The following is a 16,072-nucleotide window of genomic DNA, read 5'->3' on the forward strand; positions in this document are numbered from 1 at the left end:
GCTACACACCCTGGTGCTCCATGGCTTTCCGGTTGCCGTTTTGCATGTCAAAACCCTGGTCAGGTGCGGAGGGCGAGACATGCTGGCGAACATTCTTTGGGCTGCAGTCTTCATCGCGGGAACTTCCGCAGTATCTGTCGCAGCATATCTAATCGCGCAGAAATTCACTCCGGTTGGGCGAGATCAGCATCGCGACATGGCCACAGCCATGGTGTCTCGCATAGGGGCGCTGCATGGGCTGATCCTTGCCCTGGTTTTTGCCCAGGAACTGGCCGCCTACCAGCGCCTCGAGGCCCAGGTTGCCGTCGAAGCAAGCGCCGTGGCCGATATCTACAATGACGCCGCTCGTTACCAGGACCCCAATGCCAGCGCCATCAGGCGGCAAATGCTGACCTATCTCGAGACCGTGCTGGACGACGAATTGGCATCATTGGGCAAGGGAGACGGCCTGAGCGCGACGGCCTGGTCGGCATGGGACGTCGCCTATCGGCAAGTTCTCAACCTCGAACCGACCAATGCACGACAACAGGACCTGCGCCAGCACATGCTGGCACGGTTGCACGACGTTTCATTATCGCGCGACGTGCGCGCGGCCGAAGCAGGCACGTCGATCGCAAACTTCTTCTGGTTCGCAGCCCTGTCGGGTGTCGTGCTCATTGCCGTCGGGCATTACATCTACCCGGCCCGTGGGCAAAGCGTGACCCTGCTGGTGCTCTTCAGCGCCTATACCGGCCTGATCCTGTTCTTGATCTATGGCCTGGCCAATCCGTTCAGCGAGCCAATGCCGCTGCAGCCCGTGGCCCTGGTCAATCTGGCCGAGGCGCTGAATCTTGACCTGGGCCGCGGTTAGTCAATCGCCCAGGACGATGATGTCCTTCACGCGATAGACTTCCTCACCCTTGTTGATGTTGACCACCGTGTCTTCGCCCTGCACCACGGCTTCGATGGGCGCGTCGGAGCCCGGGGCCGTCACTTTCCCATCCGCGGCAAAGTCGAGCTGCCGCACAAAGCCATTGGGCGTGGTGACGAATACGCTGGCGGCGCCATCCCCGGCGCGGCGGACACCAAACGTGCATTCCGGTGCATCCGGATTGGCTTCGAAGGTGCATGGCAATGTGCCGGTCGCGTTATAGTCCGTGCCCTCCACGATCGCATCCTCCTGCTCGGGCAGGCTCTCGACATCCAGCCCAAGCTCCAGGGTGAAGTCGTTGTCGAGCCCTTCGGAGGCGGCAGCACCCATCTGATAGACGCGGATCGTGTAATCGCCATCTTCGGGAATGCGACCGACATAATCCGTGCCATAGATCGAACCGGTGAACAGGGCCTCGTCGCCCTGAGGGGGCAGAACGTTGAAATTGACCGATTTATCGACGGACGTGAGGCCTGCCGACAGGACCTGGCCTGCCTTGGCGCTCACCACATAGTCGATATAGTCCTCGCCGCTGATCGTGCCCTCGACACTGGTTGTCGCCGCATCGGCGATGGCGACGACTTCCGATGTCTGCGCCATGATCGGCGCAACGCTCCCCATCAGCATGGCGGCAAGCATCACCTTGAACGAACGCATGACCTATTCTCCTCCAGTTCTGTCGGGAGCCGGGCTCGATGGGCGTATGGCCTGCCATGCCGGCCAGCGCCAATGGGCCAAGAAATTCTGTCCAATCTTTGACGATATGGGCACCCGCACTCACCCAGAGATTGCCGATAACGCGATAGGCCGCCGTCAGCACCAGCCGGGCGGCGCCAATGTCGCCGAAACACGGGGTGATGGTCCAGGCATGGGTGGGCAGGTGCGCCGCGCCGATGCTGACAGCAGCAAGATAGTCTTCAGTTCTTCGCCGATGAGCTGGATGAAGGTGCGGATCATGAAGACAACAATGTTCGCCGGCCCCGTTGTGCGAACAGCAGGTTTTGGGATTTGAGGGGGCGTGGCGCGCTTGATACTTGGCACGCGGCAGTTCTTTCGCATTGCAACGCGGGATCACTCAGCAGACAGTCAATTTCCGATTCGTTGAAACCACCCCGGTGTCTTTGTGCAGTTTTTCAAGCTCTTGGCGCCGCCCGCTCGGACGCGTGCCCCCTCAATTGGCGCGCGTCGGAGAAGCCAGCAGCGAGCGCTACTGGCCGGGGTCGCCGGCATGAGCCTGATTGCGGGCGTTCACAGCGCGCAGGCGGAGAACTTTACGTGGAACGGGAATCCGCATGCAGTGGATGGCTGGAACGATCCGACGAACTGGAGTCCAATGGGACTGCCAGCGATCGGCGACAATGTCGTCATCGGGCAATCTCGCGCCATAGTCGTTGACGCACAGACGGCCGGGAGCATTGAAGTAGGGGCAGGCCGCCTGACCATTGATGCGACCGGACAGCTGACTTTTCAGTCGATGGACGTGAAGGCGGCTGGCCTTCTGGACGGCCTGAACAATTCTGGCGCGGTCACTGGCGACCTCAGAGAAAACCAGGGCTTTGTCAACAATTACGCCGGAGCCAGCTGGGTAGGGGACGTGCTCGATAACAGCGGAACCCTTATCAATTATCATTCTGCGACCTGGCATGGCGATGTTCACAACAGCGGCGACCTTTTTAGCCAAGGCGACGCAGGCAGCGCGGACCGCCCGCAATGGGTGGGCCATGTGATGGCCAATACCGGCACGATCATTCAGAAAAACGGCGATTGGCGCGGCGACGTCAGAACCAATAACCGTATCATCCAATCAATGTTAAACAGCACCTGGACGGGTGACGTCTGGGAAAATGCCGGTACCATTAACAATATGGACACCAGCACTTGGAACGGAGACGTTGTAAGCAATTCCGGTACCATCGACAATTATGATCTGGAGAGCATCTGGAACGGCAACATCTTGGCTAATAGCGGCGATATTTATAATGGTGGGCTGTGGGAAGGTGATATTTTCACCAATGACAATTTCATCAGTAACTATTACGCCCAGAGCATCTGGAACGGCGATGTCCGGGCCAATGCAGGCACCATCTTCAACGGGGGAACCTGGAATGGAGCCGTGCTGGCCAATACCGGCGCGATCCTGACCGTCGGGACCTGGAACGGCTCAGTGATCAATTCCGGCACCCTGTCGGTCGGGGACGGCGGCACCGCCGGAACTCTCTCGGGCGATGTCGTCAATTCCGGAACATTGGCCTTCGATCGCAGCGACGCCTCGACGTTTGGCGGTGCCATCAGCGGCGCTGGCGTGGTGACCAAGTCCGGCGCTGGCACGCTGACCTTGACGGGCAATGCCACTCATAGCGGCGGCACAACGATCAATGCCGGCACCCTGCAGGTCGGCAATGGCGGCACCGCCGGTGCACTCTCCGGCAATGTCGCCAATGCAGGAACGCTGGCCTTCAATCGCAGCGATTCCAGCACCTATGGCGGCGTGATCAGCGGCAATGGGGCAGTGACCAAATCTGGTGCGGGCACGCTGGTTCTGAGCGGCACAAATACCTATATCGGCGCCACGAGCGTCAATGCCGGAACGCTTTCGGTAAGCGGGTCCATCGCCGCGTCGGCGCTCACCGTAAATGGCGGCGCCCTGAAAGGTTCTGGCACGGTTGGCACCACCACCATTGCCTCGGGTATCCTGGCGGCCGGCAATTCGATCGGTACGCTCACAATTGCTGGTGGCCTTGATCTGGGTGCGGCAGCCGTGCTGCAGGTCGAAGTCGCGGCCGGCGGCAATGCGCTTGGTGTTCACAGCGATCTTGTTGCCGTCACTGGCGCCGTCACCATCGACCCGGGCGCGACCGTGCAGGTTGGTCCCGTCAATAGCGGCGACGATGGCAAGACATTTGCAGCCGACACGACCTACACCATCATCACATCGGCCGGGCTGAGCGGCAGGTTTGCCTCGGTCACCGATGACTTCGCCTTCCTGGACTCCACGCTGTCCTATGATCCGGTCAACGCCTATCTGACGCTGAAGCGCAACGATACCAGCTTCGCGGACGTCGCCGAGACGTCGAACCAGACGGGGGCAGCCAATGCCCTTGGCGCATTCGCACCAGGCGATCCGGTAGCCAATGGGCTGACTGGACTCTCGCCCGCAGACGCCAGGCGCGCTTATGAACTCGCCTCGGGAGACAGTCACGCTTCGGGCCAGGCGGTGTTCGACCAGGCCTTTTCTCTGTTCCAGGGCACCATGGGCAGCGGCTCCGGCGGCGGCTCCGGCGCGGTGATGAGTTATGTTGATGCCGGCATTGGTCTGGTCGGTCCGGTCGGCTCGGCGGAGCCGGTGGTGACACCGTTCGCGGCCAACGCCGTCTGGATGACGCCAATGGCGGGCCGCGGTGTCATCGAAAGCGATGGCAATGGCGCCACGACGGAATGGGCCGCGGGTGGTCTTGCGGTGGGATATGAGCGGCGTAGCACCCTGGCGGGTGGCGAGGCTGTGGCTGGCCTGGGCGTCGGTTACACCGCCACCACGACCACCACACCGACGCGCCTTGCCAGCAGCAATGCCCAAGGCGGGCAAGTGGGCCTCTATGGCGAATGGTCCGACGATTTTTGGGCGGTTTCCGGCAGCCTCAGCTACGGGGCAAACCATATTTCGAGCACCCGCGATATCGTCATCGGCGGCCTGACCAACACGGCCGCCGCGCAATACTGGATGCAGGGCGTCGATGCCACGCTCATGGCCGGATATGGCTTCGAGTTGTCCGATGGGCTCAAGGTCGGCCCGCTGGCCGGCATGTCGCTGGGTTGGTCCGGATATGGCGGCTTCAGCGAAACCGGGGCGGCCGGCCTCAACGCAACTGTTGCCGCCAGCAGCGCCTGGCGTCTGACATCGGCGCTTGGTGTGCAGTTCGCCTATGGGCTTGAAGGCGGCGCCGATGAGTTCGAAATCAGCGGCCGCGCTCTGTGGCTGCACAATTTCGGCGACAATGTCACCACGTCGACCGTTACGCTCGCTGGCGGTGGAGCGCCGTTCTCGGTGGTCAGCCCAACGTCCGGTCGAGATCGCCTCGAACTGGGCGCAGGACTGACCTGGTCGGCCTCCGAGCAGCTTAAGCTGTCGGTTGACTATACCGGGCGCTTTTTCGGCGGCCGGACGGATCACACAGCCAGGGCCGGATTGACGCTGGAGTTCTAGTCCACCTTGCGGTTCGTTAGCGGGGCAGACGACGACTTTGACGGTCCGAAGCGTGACCATGGCACCCCTGCACGATAGGGCGGGGCCGATGAGCCTCATGTCGCGACGGGTGACGTTGATAAGCTGAGGCAGCCATGGCCTCGGCCTCGACCATCAGGCCATCAAGCAGGGCGCCAGATGGAGGTCGCGCTGATGGTGGGGACGGCGATCAGGGTTTGCGGGCTTGCGGGGGCGTCGGCAATGGTCATGCGGCCTCCGTCAGGCTGGGTTTCGGGTCGCACAGGCGTTGCAGGCGCGAGACGAAGGCGTGGCAATCGGTGGCGCCGTAGGCGAAGTTGCTGGGATTGCGGCTGGCGACGGCGCTGGCCAGGTCGGCCAGCTTTTGCGGACCGAGCGTGGCGATGCGGGCCATGAGGCTGGGCTGGGTGATGTCGGGCAGGGCGATGCCGATGCCCTGGCGCTTGGCGAAGGCGGCGGTTTCGGTGCCCTCCAGGGTGATGGGGACGGCACCGTGCAAGCTCCCCTCATAGATGCGGTTGGGCAGCAGCCATCTGGAATTCTGGCCTTCCTCGAAGCAGTCGATGGACCAGGCCAGGTGCACCCTGGAATAGATGGCAGCCAGATCGCCGGGATTGCGATAGGGGCCGGCAAAGGTGAGGTGCGGCTGGGCGGCGACGAAGCCATGGAAGTCATCGAATTCGCTGAGGGCTGGGCGGCCGCGCAGGATGACTTGCACCCGGCCGCCCATGGCATTGGAGAAATCGGCAAGGGCGGTGAGCGACTTGCGGCAGCGGAGGGCTCCGAACCAGCCGATGCGCAGTGGCACGGCTGGGCCAGGGGTGAGGGCGGGGTTGATGCCGCGCTGGCCGTGTTCGAAGAGTACCTTGTTTTCCACCACAAGGGCGGGTGGGGCGCCGTGAATGTCGAAGTAGTTGGTGAGGAAGGCGGGCGAGCTGGTGATCAGCAACGATGCCTTTCTGGCCCAGTGGCGCTCGGCGCTGCGCATGGCACGGCCGACCACATCGCCGCGCAGCAGCAGACGGTGGATGTCGAGGCATTCGTAGACGATGGGTGGGCGGCTGGGCCAAAGGGACTGCAGGCGGCTGGCCAGCGACAGCATTTCGAGATTGCGCGCTACGATGACGTCGGGCACCCCCAGCGCGCCGGCGCGGCGAGTCAGGGTGCCATGGGCCCGGATGACCGCCATGATGCTCTGGACGAAGCGCGCATCGAAGGTTTCACCCAATTCCAAATAGGCGCTGACATCGAAATCGGGCACGGCCGTATCGGCGCGACGGAAGCCGGCGACTGCCACCTGGGCAGAGCCGGTTCGCATCATCTCGATCCGACGCGCGACGGCAGCATCGGCCAGATTGGGGACCAAGTACAAAACTCTGAGCAAACTTGCTTCTCCTGTCCCGAAGGGTCAGTGACCTCAACTTGTGGCCGGTTGATGCTGCTGGCCGCTACGGTTCGCGGCAGCATCGCCGCCGGTTGGCGGCCTGGTCGGCTCGGCTGCAGGGAGCGCAACCTGCCCCAAGCTTCTGGGCAAAGTAGGGCGCGGCCGTGGCGATGGGGCAATCGGGGGTGGCAGATGACCGACCTGCAGCCGACTGAGGTCTTGAAACGGCAAATTTTCCGGCTGTGACAGCGCGGCAAAGTTGGAGACATCAGGCTATTGCCAGCCTGGCAAAGATGGTCATCCTCGGTCCTAACCCGCAGAAATCGGGCAGTCGCGCTGGCAAAATGCGGCGGCAATGTGGGCCGCTGGTGCCCGATCAGAGCCAGCCGGCCAGCACGCCGACGCCGGCCAGTGCGAAAGCTGCACCGGCAAATCGGGCCGCAGGCCGGCCATGGCGTCCAACAAGGGCAGCGACGCCGGACGTGGCGAGAATGCCGGTGAGATGGAGCAGCGCGGTGGCGGCGACAAAGCCGGCCGCATAGACGAACCCACCGGCGGTTTCCGGCATTTCGGCGCCGTGGGCGTGGCCGTGGAGAATGGCGAAGATGCCGACCAGACCCATGGCAGCGGCAACCGGCATCGGGCGGCCCATTGCCGCCGCGGCGCCGATGACGACGCTGGAAAGGGCGATGCCGAGTTCGACGAATGGCAGGTCGAGCTGGCTCGCCCCAAGGGCGAAGCCAGCGATCATCATGGCGATGAAGGACAGGGGAACCAGCCACAGCGCCTTGCCGCCCAGAACATAGGCAAAAACGCCAACGGCGATCATCGCCAGGACGTGGTCAATGCCGCCAATGGGGTGCTGGAAGCCGTAGACGAAGCCTGCGGTCTCGCCGACACCGGTATGGGCAAAGGCAACACTGGGGAGCAGGACGGTCAGCAGCAGGGCGAGGAGCAGGCGCATGGTGATCCTTTCGGGAATCAAATCGCGGGCGGCACCGCGTGCCACCCTTCCGACTTCCACAAACTCGCGCATTGAGTATTGAGGGCGGGCGGCTGTTTGTAAATCCCGGCTAGTGCTCGGCGACGTGGTCGATCATGTCGGCCAGCATATGGCGGATATGATCGTCGCCGGCCTCGTAGAACACCTGCTTGTTCTGGCGCGTACCCTTGACCAGCCGGGCAGCGCGCAGCAGGCGCAGGTGGTGGCTGACCAGGGATTGCGAGGCCTCGGTCCGGCGGGCGATTTCGTTGACGGGCAGGGGGCCCTGCAGGCAGACCAGCAGGATACGCAGTCGCGTGGCATCGCCCAGCAGACGATAGGTCTGGGCAATGGTGGCGATCTGCTCGGGGGTCGGTTCGCTCACGGGGGCGGTGGCCTTGCTGCTGGGATTGGGGAGTCTGCCCATGTGCGCCGACGATTCGCCAGTGCCGGGGCGTGACCGCTCATGACGCCCAGCCGCAGATAAGTGCGTGCAAGCGCGATTGGGGGTCTTGCGCGAAGCAGGCTTTGCCATTAGACACAGCCTCGCCTGAAGGGGTGTAGCTCAGTTGGTAGAGCATCGGTCTCCAAAACCGAGGGTCGTGGGTTCGAGTCCCCCCGCCCCTGCCAGGCAATAAATCCAAGAAATTCCAAAGCGGTGCAGCCGGTTGTCGATATGACAGCCGGTTAGTGGCGTTTGTTCATGTGATGCTTGCGGAAGGTGCTGGCGGTTCCGGGCATAAAGTTTTCTGAACTGGTTGTCGAAACCGGGCTGTCAGCTTCGTCGTGAAGGCAGAGGAGCGCGGTTCTGCGTTTCAAATGCCGAGCACTGATTGGAGAAATCGCAATGTCATTCCAGGCCTATCTCGACGCCGTAGAGGTCAAAACCGGGCTCACGCCACGACAGATCGTCGTGCTGGCGAAATCGAAGGGCCTGGATGATCCCAGCGTCAAGGCCGGGCAAATTCTTGACTGGCTGAAGGCCGAGTACGATCTCGGGCGTGGGCATGGGATGGCCATGGTGCATGTCATCAAGAAGGGGCCGGCGATCGACGCAAAGCATGTCGGCTCGACGGGATCGCACCGGGACGAGAGCGATATGCTGTGGCTTGATGGGGCGGCGAGCAAGCCAGCCCAGGGCTGACCCCGGGCTGCCGCTGGGATCAGAAGCAGGTGGTGGTGGTGGATGCGCCAGTTGGCGATTCAACCGTATTGCAGATGACCGGTCGGTTCATCCGCATCGAGCGGTTCATGTCATACATGGAATCGCTCAGTTCCTGCTGTCGGCGCCGGTAGTCGGCCTGTTCGTCGCGGTCCATCTGCATCATGCAATTGGCAAAGCCATCGGTGCCCGGCTTGAAGCCATAGCCGGCGCAGGTGGCATTTTGATTTGCCAGTCGTTCTTCGGGGCTGGTGGTCTGGCAACCAGCCAGAAGCACGGCCGCGCCAACCAGCAGAATGATCTTCTTCATCGATGAATCTCCGCAATTGCGCGGCAATCTAGCGTCGGGCCGGTCAGGTCACAAGCGGGCGGGCGCCGCCCGCAAGACCGGGATGGCAAAAGCAAACGGCCCGGATGGCAATCCGGGCCGTCGGTTCAGTCCTGGTGAGGCCAGCGCCTAGAACACGGCGAGGTATTTCAGCAGCGAGATGATGCCGAGGACGATCACCACGATCTGCAGGATCTGGCGCAAACGCGCTTCGACGGGCAGCCGCTGGACCAGCCAGAGGATGAGAACGACGACGAGAAAGGTGACGAGAATGCTGATAAGTGCCGACGTGCCCATGCGAAATCTCCGATAGCGCCAACTGCGCTGCTGCACAACGCAGGCCGCGAGCAAGTCGTTCCGTGAGCGGGGACGCCATTATGGGCGCCAGCAGCGTTAACGGCGCGCATCGGCCTGCAGCCAAATGCCGCCAATCGGCTTGATGGTCATTTAACATCGCGCGGCCTACAGCTTCCGCTCGATCGCGGAGGCACAGATGGCACTGGATTTCCTGACGCTTTATATCGTCATTCTGCTCAATTCGCTCACCGTCTCGGTGATCTGGGCGGCAATCGTGGTGAGCTATCGCCCGCTGATTGCCGCGCGCTACTGGCTGGCCGGGTGCCTGCTGATGACGCTGGGCGGAGCCGTATTGGCGATCCAGGGCAATGCCGGGGCTTTGGCGCCTGCCGTCATCGGCAATGGCATTGTCATCCTGGGCTTCTTCCAGCTCTGGGTGGGGGTGCGGCGCTTCTTCGGTGCGGCTGGGCGGCAGGATGTCGCCGTTATCTGCACGCTGGCCAGCGTCGTGATGATGCTGGTGTTTCATGACAATGACCGGGCGCGCAGCGTGGTCTATTCGGCCGGCCAGTCCATGCCGATGCTGCTCGGGATCATCTTCGTGATGACCCGGCGCCAATATGCCGCTGGCCGCTATATCGCTGCCTTCGCCATGGCCGTCGGCTTTGTTGGCCATGTGTCTACGATCACGTCGAACGCGCTGGTAATGGCGGGGCATCTGGATTTCGCGGTGTTCTACCAGATTGCCTCCTATAACCTACTCTGCGTGATCTTCAGCGGCGTGGTGTGGAATTTCGGCTTTGCGGTCATGACAATCGAGCGGTTGCGCGCGGAAGTGGCGGAACTGGCAGATCGCGACGAACTGACGGGGCTGGCCAATCGGCGCAAGCTGAATGAGCGGCTGGCGCAGGAGCAGGTGCGCGCCAAGAGCAATGGGCGGCGCTATGCGCTGATGGTCATCGATTTCGATGAGTTCAAGGAAATCAACGACGCCCATGGCCATGCCGCCGGCGACGCGGCGCTGGTGCATTTTGCCGGAGTGGCGGGCGCCGTCATGCGCGATGGCGACCTGTTGGCCCGGCAGGGCGGGGACGAGTTCTGCGCATTGATGCCCGAGACGGATGCGGACGCCGCCATGGTGGCGGCAAGGCGCATTCAGGCGGAACTGGCGGCATCGCCGCTGCACTGGCGGGACCGCCGGCTTACGCTGCGGGTGAGCATCGGGGTCGCAGATGGCCCCAATGGCGATGCGGAAACGCACACATCGGTGCTGGCGCGGGCCGATGCGGCGCTCTACCGCGTCAAGTCGGCGGGCCGCAACGGCGTGGCGGCGTTCGATGCGGGGGTGCGCCAGCCGCTTCGCCTGGTTCGGGCGCCCCAGGCGGATTAATCGGGCAGGCCGGGCGGTAGCGAGCCGAGCCTGAGCAGGACGCGGGGCTCGTCATAGGTGTCGGTTTCGATATCGACATCCTGGGAGAAGGCGAAGACACCAGCCTTGTACTCGCCCATGCGTTCGGCCAGCGCGATGCAGGCCTCGCGGGTCTTGGCGGTCTTGGGCTGGTCGGGAGTGAGCTTGCGCCCACGAAGCTGAAAGCTCTGCACGATATAGGCGGTGACCATGGGGCCTCGCTGGTTGGAGCCGAGGGCTTAACACAGTTCGCGGCGGGCGGTGGGAAATCTGGGGCTGACGGAGCGGGGCGCGCTCCGGAGCCGGATGACACCGGGTCTGGGGCAGGCCCTCTATAGTCAGAACGTGCGGCTAGAAGTGGCCGGGGCGGGGGAGGCGGTCGAAGCGGCGCTGGATTTCCAGCTGGTCGATGCTGGTCTTGAGGCTGTCGAACTGCGACTGCATCCGCTGAATGCTGGCGTCATATTCCAGCTGGCCCTGCATGCAGAGGGCGCGTTCGCGGCTGTTCTCGACATTGTTGGTCTCGGGGCCGTCCGGCACGCTCGGGCAATAGGCCAGCGCGGGCATGGCCGTTGCGCCCAGAACAAGCAGGGTCAGACAGATACGCCGAGTGGAGGTGCGGATGCTCATGGCCATATAATGGTGCGCAGCCGAGGCGGATGCAAATCACGCGTTGCGGCGGGATCAGCCGCACCAGCTGCGGCGGGCGCCATCCCATGGGCGGGCCAACCCCTCGGCGACCAGAATGGCACCGAGCGAGTGCCGACCATCGGAGACGACGCGGAGCTTGCGGCCATAGCGGTCTTCGTCGCGACTGCCGATGCGAGTAAGCTCGATAATGGGGCTGCCCATCAGTTCGCGTAACCGTTCTGTTGCGCGATTGCCGAGGGCCTGTTCGGCGGGGCATTTGAAATCGCGGATCTCGGGGGCGTCGATATCCTGGAGGCGGATAATCTGGCCGGCCCAGCGGATGGTGTCGCCATCGATGACGCAATCGGTGGCAGCCGCCCCGGTGCAGAGATTGACGCCGCGCCGGGGAAGAGCGGCATCGGCGATTGTGGGGAAGACTTCGACGGTGATCAGGCTGGCGGAGGTGAGGATGACGAGGCTGGCGAAGATCTCCCAGCGCGCCGCCAACAGGCGCCGCCAGCCGCCTGGGCGCGGTGCCGGCCGGAAGCCGGCGCGGCCGAACCTGCGAAAAGTGCTCATGCGACATCCCTCGCGCTGGCGAATGCGCAAGGATATGAGGCGACTGGCTAAGCAAGTGTGAGCGCAGGATCGCGTAGGCGGTTCTGCGTAATGGAAGGGGGCGGCGTCAGGCTGCTATTCGGCTGCGGTCCGGAATTTCTCGGTGTGGCGGGCCTTGAGGCGGTTCAGCTGATGAGCCGCGTGGGCCAGGAGGGCCGTGCGGACCTCATTGGCCGGGGCAGGGCCGGTATCGCAGCGGACCTTGAGATCGAGGGCGTAATCGCTGGCATTGCCCATGAAGGTCTCATGGATGCGAACGCGGACAACGCCGGTGGTGCGGCCGGCGATGGCCCCGTGTGGACCGTAATAGAGAACCTGGCAGGCCTTAACCTCGAACGACATATATCTGCCCCCTCAGACAGAATAAATTCCACGGCAATAGATCAAACGATGCCCTTGAGGGGCTGGCAAGCCGGATTTGTATTTATCTCCATTCTTTGTTAACTCCTGCAGGCCTCCGGTTCGGAGGCGTGGTGGCAAAATCTGAGCGTCGGCCAGTTGCATTTGGTGGGTAAACCCTCTAGATACCCAACTTCCAGCCGTGCGGGTAACCTGCGCGGCCTTTGGTTTTGCACCAAAAACCCAAAGAGTTGATTCGCATATGGCCCGTACGAACCCGATCACATTCCTGCAGCAGGTGCGCACGGAAGTTTCCAAGGTTACCTGGCCGGGGCGGAATGAAGTCCTGATCTCGACGATCATGGTGCTTGTTCTGGTGACTGCTGCGAGTCTGTTCTTCCTGCTCGCCGACCAGGTCATCTCGTGGCTGGTTTCGCTGTTGTTGTCGATCCGCTGAGCGGGTTCGGAAATTAGAATTTAGGAGCGGCGACGCGGCATGGCCAAACGCTGGTACATCGTTCAGGCTTACTCGAATTTCGAGCGCAAGGTGGCGGAATCCATCAAGGAAAAGGTCGCTCAGACCAAGCTTGAGCACCTGTTCGAAGATGTGATCGTTCCGACCGAAAAGGTCGTCGAAGTCCGTCGCGGCCGCAAGGTCGATGCCGAGCGCAAATTCTTTCCCGGCTATGTGCTGGTGAAGATGGAAATGACCGATCAGGCATTCCACCTGATCAAGAATACACCCAAGGTTACCGGGTTCCTCGGTTCGGACAATAAGCCGATGCCGATCTCGGAAAAGGAAGCAATGGCGATCCTGCAGCAGGTGCAGGAAGGCGTCGAGCATCCCAAGCCTTCGGTTTCCTTCGAAGTGGGCGAAAATGTCCGCGTCTCGGACGGCCCATTCGCCAGCTTCAACGGCGTGGTGGAAGAGGTCGACGAAGAGCGCGCGCGCCTCAAGGTCGAAGTGTCAATTTTCGGGCGTCCCACTCCGGTGGAGCTCGAATACGGTCAGGTCGAAAAGGTCTGATCCTGTCGCGCCAGCGCGGCCCTTTCTGGTGGCTGCGGTGCAGGTGCGGCAATACCGAGTTTCTGGCGTAAGCCAGAGAACATCGCGCTTCGGCGGGATGAAATCTGTGGGAGAGGGCGGTGGCTGCCAAGCTGCCGGTCAAACCTCAGACCACAGCGTCAAACGGTCCGCGTGACAGCGGGCATTTTAAGATAGGACGATTATGGCAAAGAAAATCGTTGGCTACGTAAAGCTGCAGGTACCCGCTGCCTCCGCAACGCCGTCCCCGCCGATCGGGCCGGCACTCGGTCAGCGCGGCCTGAACATCATGGAATTCTGCAAGGCATTCAATGCTGCCACGCAGGAAATGGAAAAGGGTTCGCCCATTCCAGTCGTGATCACCGCCTATGCCGACAAGAGCTTCACTTTCGAGATGAAGCAGCCGCCGGTCACCTACTTCATCAAGAAGGCCGTCAACCTGAAGTCGGGCAGCAAGCTGCCGGGCAAGGAATCGGCTGGCACCATCACCGTGGCGCAGCTGCGTGATATCGCCGAAAAGAAGATGAAGGATCTCAACGCCGACAATATCGACGCTGCTGTGTCGATGATCGCCGGCTCTGCCCGTTCCATGGGCATTCAGGTCGAGGGCTGATAGATGGCAAAAGCTGGCAAGAAGATCGTCAAGGCTCGTGAGGGCATCGACCGCAACAAGCTGTACAAGCTTGATGAAGCGGTGAAGATGGTCAAGGACCGGGCTTCGGCCAAGTTCGACGAAACCATCGAAATCGCGATCAACCTCGGTGTTGATCCGCGTCACGCCGACCAGATGGTCCGTGGCGTCGTGAACCTGCCCAACGGCACCGGCAAGACCGTGCGCGTGGCTGTGTTCGCCAAGGATGCCAAGGCAGACGAAGCCCTCAAGGCTGGTGCCGACATCGTTGGCGCCGAAGACCTGATGGAACAGATCATGGCTGGCAAGATCGATTTCGATCGTTGCATTGCCACCCCTGACATGATGCCGCTGGTCGGTCGCCTGGGTAAGATCCTGGGCCCGCGCAACCTGATGCCGAACCCCAAGGTTGGCACGGTTACTCCCGATGTCGCCGGCGCCGTCAAGGCAGCCAAGGGCGGCGCCGTGGAATACCGCGTCGAGAAGGCCGGTATCCTGCACGCTGGCGTTGGCAAGGTGTCGTTCTCGAACGAAGCCCTGCTGCAGAACATCAAGGCGTTCACCGACGCCGTTCTGAAGTCCAAGCCTGCCGGTGCCAAGGGCACCTACGTCAAGCGCGTCGCCGTCTCGTCGACGATGGGCCCAGGCGTACACGTCGAGCCGGCTTCGGCTCTCTAAGAAATTCTGGACGGGTTCGCCCGTCCAGTCTTGCCTTCCGCAAGGAGGGTAAAGTCCTGTCCGAGACTGCCGGTGCCAACCAATCTGGGTTGGCTTAATGTCCACCGACGCCAGCATAGATGGGGTGAAAACCAAGATTTCCGGGTCCGCAAGGGCCTGTGTGTCGTGGTTCGAACCAGGCCAGTTGCCCTTAGGGGCACGGTTGACAGGCATGTAACCGTTGCTCCTCCACCCCGCACGGGGTTAGGAGGGCAGCAATTGGCAATGGTCCGGCAGTCTTTCGCCGGGCTCAATGTGGAGACTAGCAGTGGAAAGAGCGGAAAAGCGTGAGCTTGTCGCTTCGCTCCAGTCAGCCCTCTCGGGCGCTGGATCGATCGTCCTCGCGCAGAATACCGGTCTCACCGTGGCTCACCTTGAAACCCTTCGCCGGGACATCAAGGCAGCTGGTGGGCAGGTAAAGATCGCGAAAAACCGTCTTGCCAAGCTTGCTCTGAAAGAAACCGACAATGCGGACATGTCGGCCCTGCTTACCGGGCCGATCGTCATTGCATATGCGGCCGACCCCATGACTGCGCCCAAGATTGCGGCGAAGTTTGCTGAAAAGAACGCAAAGTACGTCGTTCTTGGTGGCGCTATGGGCAAGACCGCTCTTGACGCGAATAACGTCAAGGCACTGGCGACCATGCCTTCGCTCGACGAACTGCGTGCAACGCTGGCCGGGATGCTCAAGCAGCCCGCAACGCGTATCGCATCTGTCGTCGTGGCGCCGGCTGGCGGCATCGCCCGTCTGTTGGCCGCGCATGCGGAAAAGAGCAGCGAAGCAGCGTAACCCTACCGGCCCATTCTGGGCCATCCATGGTTCGAACCTAACACCTAAAAAGAGAGATTTATCAAATGGCTGATCTCGCCAAGATCGTAGACGACCTGTCTGCCCTGACCGTTCTGGAAGCTTCGGAACTTTCGAAGATGCTGGAAGAAAAGTGGGGCGTTTCCGCCGCCGCTCCGGTCGCTGCCGCTGCTGCTGCCGCTCCGGCTGCTGCCGCTGAAGAAAAGACCGAATTTGACGTGATCCTCGCCTCGTTCGGCGACAACAAGATCAACGTCATCAAGGAAGTCCGCGCCATCACCGGTCTGGGCCTCGGCGAAGCCAAGGCACTGGTCGAAGCTGCTCCCAAGGCCATCAAGGAAGGCGCTTCGAAGGCCGAAGCTGCCGACATCAAGGCAAAGCTGGAAGCTGCCGGCGCCAAGGTCGAACTCAAGTAATTTCGACTTTCGACTTGAAATTTGCGAGATGGCGCGTTATGTGCCATCTCGCTTCTTCATCTCCTGGAGATGATTCGCCGCGGCCGATTGGATGGGTCGCTGGCACCAATTCGCGGAACATATGACGATTTCGATGTCTGAGGCACGCTGACGTTCCATAGACCTCATGGTTTTTGCC

General features: G+C 62.0%; 22 protein-coding genes and 1 tRNA gene. 12 read left to right on the plus strand and 11 right to left on the minus strand.

Going from position 1 to position 16,072, the window contains the following annotated elements; all coding sequences use genetic code 11:
• Positions 1-79: 79 nt before the first annotated feature.
• Positions 80-850: a bestrophin-like domain gene (locus BUA69_RS03960; RefSeq protein WP_046136712.1), complete on the plus strand. Its 771-nt coding sequence runs from the start codon at positions 80-82 to the stop codon at positions 848-850.
• Here BUA69_RS03960 and BUA69_RS20900 read toward each other — a convergent pair whose 3' ends face one another.
• A complete protein-coding gene (locus BUA69_RS20900) occupies positions 851-1,567 on the minus strand; it encodes a hypothetical protein (RefSeq protein WP_046136713.1) in 717 nt (238 codons plus the stop codon). It lies immediately after the preceding gene.
• Between BUA69_RS20900 and BUA69_RS03970 the strand changes: the two genes are divergently transcribed.
• Positions 1,566-1,922 carry a hypothetical protein gene (locus BUA69_RS03970; protein WP_143154411.1) on the plus strand — a complete coding sequence of 119 codons (357 nt, stop codon included), beginning with the start codon at positions 1,566-1,568 and terminating at the stop codon, positions 1,920-1,922. The two genes, BUA69_RS20900 and BUA69_RS03970, sit on opposite strands and share 2 nt — an antisense overlap.
• Positions 1,923-2,117: 195 nt before the next feature.
• Here BUA69_RS03970 and BUA69_RS20905 read toward each other — a convergent pair whose 3' ends face one another.
• Entirely contained in the window at positions 2,118-2,714 is a 597-nt protein-coding gene (locus BUA69_RS20905; protein ID WP_160300161.1) for a hypothetical protein, read from the minus strand.
• Between the two features lie 60 nt (positions 2,715-2,774).
• Between BUA69_RS20905 and BUA69_RS03975 the strand changes: the two genes are divergently transcribed.
• Positions 2,775-5,111: an autotransporter outer membrane beta-barrel domain-containing protein gene (locus tag BUA69_RS03975; protein ID WP_178371389.1), complete on the plus strand. Its 2,337-nt coding sequence runs from the start codon at positions 2,775-2,777 to the stop codon at positions 5,109-5,111.
• 244 nt (positions 5,112-5,355) lie between these two features.
• Here the strand turns inward: BUA69_RS03975 and BUA69_RS21395 are convergent, their stop codons facing one another.
• From BUA69_RS21395 to BUA69_RS03990, 3 genes are all read right to left on the minus strand, one after another.
• On the minus strand, positions 5,356-6,513 hold the full coding sequence (locus BUA69_RS21395) for a hypothetical protein (RefSeq protein WP_046136716.1): 1,158 nt from the start codon (positions 6,511-6,513) through the stop codon (positions 5,356-5,358).
• A gap of 376 nt (positions 6,514-6,889) precedes the next feature.
• Positions 6,890-7,477, minus strand: coding sequence for a HupE/UreJ family protein (locus BUA69_RS03985; RefSeq protein ID WP_046136795.1), 588 nt, complete (start codon positions 7,475-7,477; stop codon positions 6,890-6,892).
• A 109-nt stretch (positions 7,478-7,586) separates the two neighbouring features.
• A complete protein-coding gene (locus BUA69_RS03990) occupies positions 7,587-7,880 on the minus strand; it encodes an ArsR/SmtB family transcription factor (RefSeq protein ID WP_244468810.1) in 294 nt (97 codons plus the stop codon).
• 169 nt (positions 7,881-8,049) lie between these two features.
• On the opposite strand from BUA69_RS03990, the gene BUA69_RS03995 reads away from it, so the two are divergent.
• Positions 8,050-8,125, plus strand: a tRNA-Trp gene (locus BUA69_RS03995).
• Between the two features lie 217 nt (positions 8,126-8,342).
• Positions 8,343-8,639, plus strand: coding sequence for a DUF4287 domain-containing protein (locus BUA69_RS04000; protein ID WP_046136718.1), 297 nt, complete (start codon positions 8,343-8,345; stop codon positions 8,637-8,639).
• 19 nt (positions 8,640-8,658) lie between these two features.
• Here the strand turns inward: BUA69_RS04000 and BUA69_RS04005 are convergent, their stop codons facing one another.
• Positions 8,659-8,967 carry a lipoprotein gene (locus BUA69_RS04005; protein WP_046136719.1) on the minus strand — a complete coding sequence of 103 codons (309 nt, stop codon included), beginning with the start codon at positions 8,965-8,967 and terminating at the stop codon, positions 8,659-8,661.
• A 147-nt stretch (positions 8,968-9,114) separates the two neighbouring features.
• A complete protein-coding gene (locus tag BUA69_RS20910; protein ID WP_169749463.1) occupies positions 9,115-9,282 on the minus strand; it encodes a Thivi_2564 family membrane protein in 168 nt (55 codons plus the stop codon).
• A 196-nt stretch (positions 9,283-9,478) separates the two neighbouring features.
• Between BUA69_RS20910 and BUA69_RS04010 the strand changes: the two genes are divergently transcribed.
• Entirely contained in the window at positions 9,479-10,672 is a 1,194-nt protein-coding gene (locus tag BUA69_RS04010) for a GGDEF domain-containing protein (protein WP_046136720.1), read from the plus strand.
• Here BUA69_RS04010 and BUA69_RS04015 read toward each other — a convergent pair.
• From BUA69_RS04015 to BUA69_RS04030, 4 genes are all read right to left on the minus strand, one after another.
• Positions 10,669-10,902, minus strand: a complete 234-nt coding sequence (locus tag BUA69_RS04015) for a hypothetical protein (protein ID WP_046136721.1) — start codon at positions 10,900-10,902, stop codon at positions 10,669-10,671. The genes BUA69_RS04010 and BUA69_RS04015 overlap by 4 nt on opposite strands.
• A gap of 139 nt (positions 10,903-11,041) precedes the next feature.
• Positions 11,042-11,326, minus strand: a complete 285-nt coding sequence (locus tag BUA69_RS04020; RefSeq protein ID WP_052950731.1) for a hypothetical protein — start codon at positions 11,324-11,326, stop codon at positions 11,042-11,044.
• Between the two features lie 48 nt (positions 11,327-11,374).
• Complete coding sequence (locus BUA69_RS04025; RefSeq protein ID WP_052950732.1) at positions 11,375-11,899, minus strand: thermonuclease family protein; 525 nt, start codon at positions 11,897-11,899, stop codon at positions 11,375-11,377.
• Between the two features lie 114 nt (positions 11,900-12,013).
• Entirely contained in the window at positions 12,014-12,280 is a 267-nt protein-coding gene (locus tag BUA69_RS04030) for a hypothetical protein (RefSeq protein ID WP_046136722.1), read from the minus strand.
• A gap of 259 nt (positions 12,281-12,539) precedes the next feature.
• On the opposite strand from BUA69_RS04030, the gene secE reads away from it, so the two are divergent.
• The 6 genes from secE (at position 12,540) to rplL (ending at position 15,894) form a co-directional block, all read left to right on the plus strand.
• Complete coding sequence (gene secE / locus BUA69_RS04035; protein ID WP_046136723.1) at positions 12,540-12,734, plus strand: preprotein translocase subunit SecE; 195 nt, start codon at positions 12,540-12,542, stop codon at positions 12,732-12,734.
• 39 nt (positions 12,735-12,773) lie between these two features.
• On the plus strand, positions 12,774-13,304 hold the full coding sequence (gene nusG, locus BUA69_RS04040; RefSeq protein WP_046136724.1) for a transcription termination/antitermination protein NusG: 531 nt from the start codon (positions 12,774-12,776) through the stop codon (positions 13,302-13,304).
• A 202-nt stretch (positions 13,305-13,506) separates the two neighbouring features.
• Entirely contained in the window at positions 13,507-13,935 is a 429-nt protein-coding gene (rplK, locus tag BUA69_RS04045) for a 50S ribosomal protein L11 (protein WP_046136725.1), read from the plus strand.
• Positions 13,936-13,938: 3 nt separating this feature from the next.
• Positions 13,939-14,631: a 50S ribosomal protein L1 gene (rplA, locus tag BUA69_RS04050; RefSeq protein ID WP_046136726.1), complete on the plus strand. Its 693-nt coding sequence runs from the start codon at positions 13,939-13,941 to the stop codon at positions 14,629-14,631.
• Between the two features lie 307 nt (positions 14,632-14,938).
• Positions 14,939-15,460 (plus strand): 50S ribosomal protein L10, encoded by a 522-nt coding sequence (gene rplJ / locus BUA69_RS04055; protein WP_046136727.1) that lies wholly within the window; start codon positions 14,939-14,941, stop codon positions 15,458-15,460.
• Positions 15,461-15,525: 65 nt separating this feature from the next.
• Positions 15,526-15,894, plus strand: a complete 369-nt coding sequence (gene rplL / locus BUA69_RS04060) for a 50S ribosomal protein L7/L12 (protein ID WP_046136728.1) — start codon at positions 15,526-15,528, stop codon at positions 15,892-15,894.
• Positions 15,895-16,072 lie beyond the last annotated feature (178 nt).

It is taken from the genome of Devosia limi DSM 17137, from assembly GCF_900128975.1.
Classification (GTDB): Bacteria; Pseudomonadota; Alphaproteobacteria; order Rhizobiales; family Devosiaceae; genus Devosia; species Devosia limi.

What these genes read in the sequence shown, in the direction of transcription:
- rplA (WP_046136726.1), top strand. Translation starts at nt 13,939, where the DNA reads ATGGCAAAAGCTGGCAAGAAGATCGTCAAGGCTCGTGAGGGCATCGAC.
- BUA69_RS03985 (WP_046136795.1), bottom strand. Translation starts at nt 7,477, where the DNA reads ATGCGCCTGCTCCTCGCCCTGCTGCTGACCGTCCTGCTCCCCAGTGTT.
- BUA69_RS04000 (WP_046136718.1), top strand. Translation starts at nt 8,343, where the DNA reads ATGTCATTCCAGGCCTATCTCGACGCCGTAGAGGTCAAAACCGGGCTC.
- BUA69_RS04005 (WP_046136719.1), bottom strand. Translation starts at nt 8,967, where the DNA reads ATGAAGAAGATCATTCTGCTGGTTGGCGCGGCCGTGCTTCTGGCTGGT.
- BUA69_RS20900 (WP_046136713.1), bottom strand. Translation starts at nt 1,567, where the DNA reads ATGCGTTCGTTCAAGGTGATGCTTGCCGCCATGCTGATGGGGAGCGTT.
- BUA69_RS04025 (WP_052950732.1), bottom strand. Translation starts at nt 11,899, where the DNA reads ATGAGCACTTTTCGCAGGTTCGGCCGCGCCGGCTTCCGGCCGGCACCG.
- nusG (WP_046136724.1), top strand. Translation starts at nt 12,774, where the DNA reads ATGGCCAAACGCTGGTACATCGTTCAGGCTTACTCGAATTTCGAGCGC.
- BUA69_RS03960 (WP_046136712.1), top strand. Translation starts at nt 80, where the DNA reads ATGCTGGCGAACATTCTTTGGGCTGCAGTCTTCATCGCGGGAACTTCC.
- BUA69_RS03970 (WP_143154411.1), top strand. Translation starts at nt 1,566, where the DNA reads ATGACCTATTCTCCTCCAGTTCTGTCGGGAGCCGGGCTCGATGGGCGT.
- rplL (WP_046136728.1), top strand. Translation starts at nt 15,526, where the DNA reads ATGGCTGATCTCGCCAAGATCGTAGACGACCTGTCTGCCCTGACCGTT.
- rplK (WP_046136725.1), top strand. Translation starts at nt 13,507, where the DNA reads ATGGCAAAGAAAATCGTTGGCTACGTAAAGCTGCAGGTACCCGCTGCC.
- BUA69_RS03975 (WP_178371389.1), top strand. Translation starts at nt 2,775, where the DNA reads ATGGACACCAGCACTTGGAACGGAGACGTTGTAAGCAATTCCGGTACC.
- BUA69_RS20910 (WP_169749463.1), bottom strand. Translation starts at nt 9,282, where the DNA reads ATGGGCACGTCGGCACTTATCAGCATTCTCGTCACCTTTCTCGTCGTC.
- BUA69_RS04015 (WP_046136721.1), bottom strand. Translation starts at nt 10,902, where the DNA reads ATGGTCACCGCCTATATCGTGCAGAGCTTTCAGCTTCGTGGGCGCAAG.
- BUA69_RS04010 (WP_046136720.1), top strand. Translation starts at nt 9,479, where the DNA reads ATGGCACTGGATTTCCTGACGCTTTATATCGTCATTCTGCTCAATTCG.
- secE (WP_046136723.1), top strand. Translation starts at nt 12,540, where the DNA reads ATGGCCCGTACGAACCCGATCACATTCCTGCAGCAGGTGCGCACGGAA.
- BUA69_RS04020 (WP_052950731.1), bottom strand. Translation starts at nt 11,326, where the DNA reads ATGGCCATGAGCATCCGCACCTCCACTCGGCGTATCTGTCTGACCCTG.
- BUA69_RS04030 (WP_046136722.1), bottom strand. Translation starts at nt 12,280, where the DNA reads ATGTCGTTCGAGGTTAAGGCCTGCCAGGTTCTCTATTACGGTCCACAC.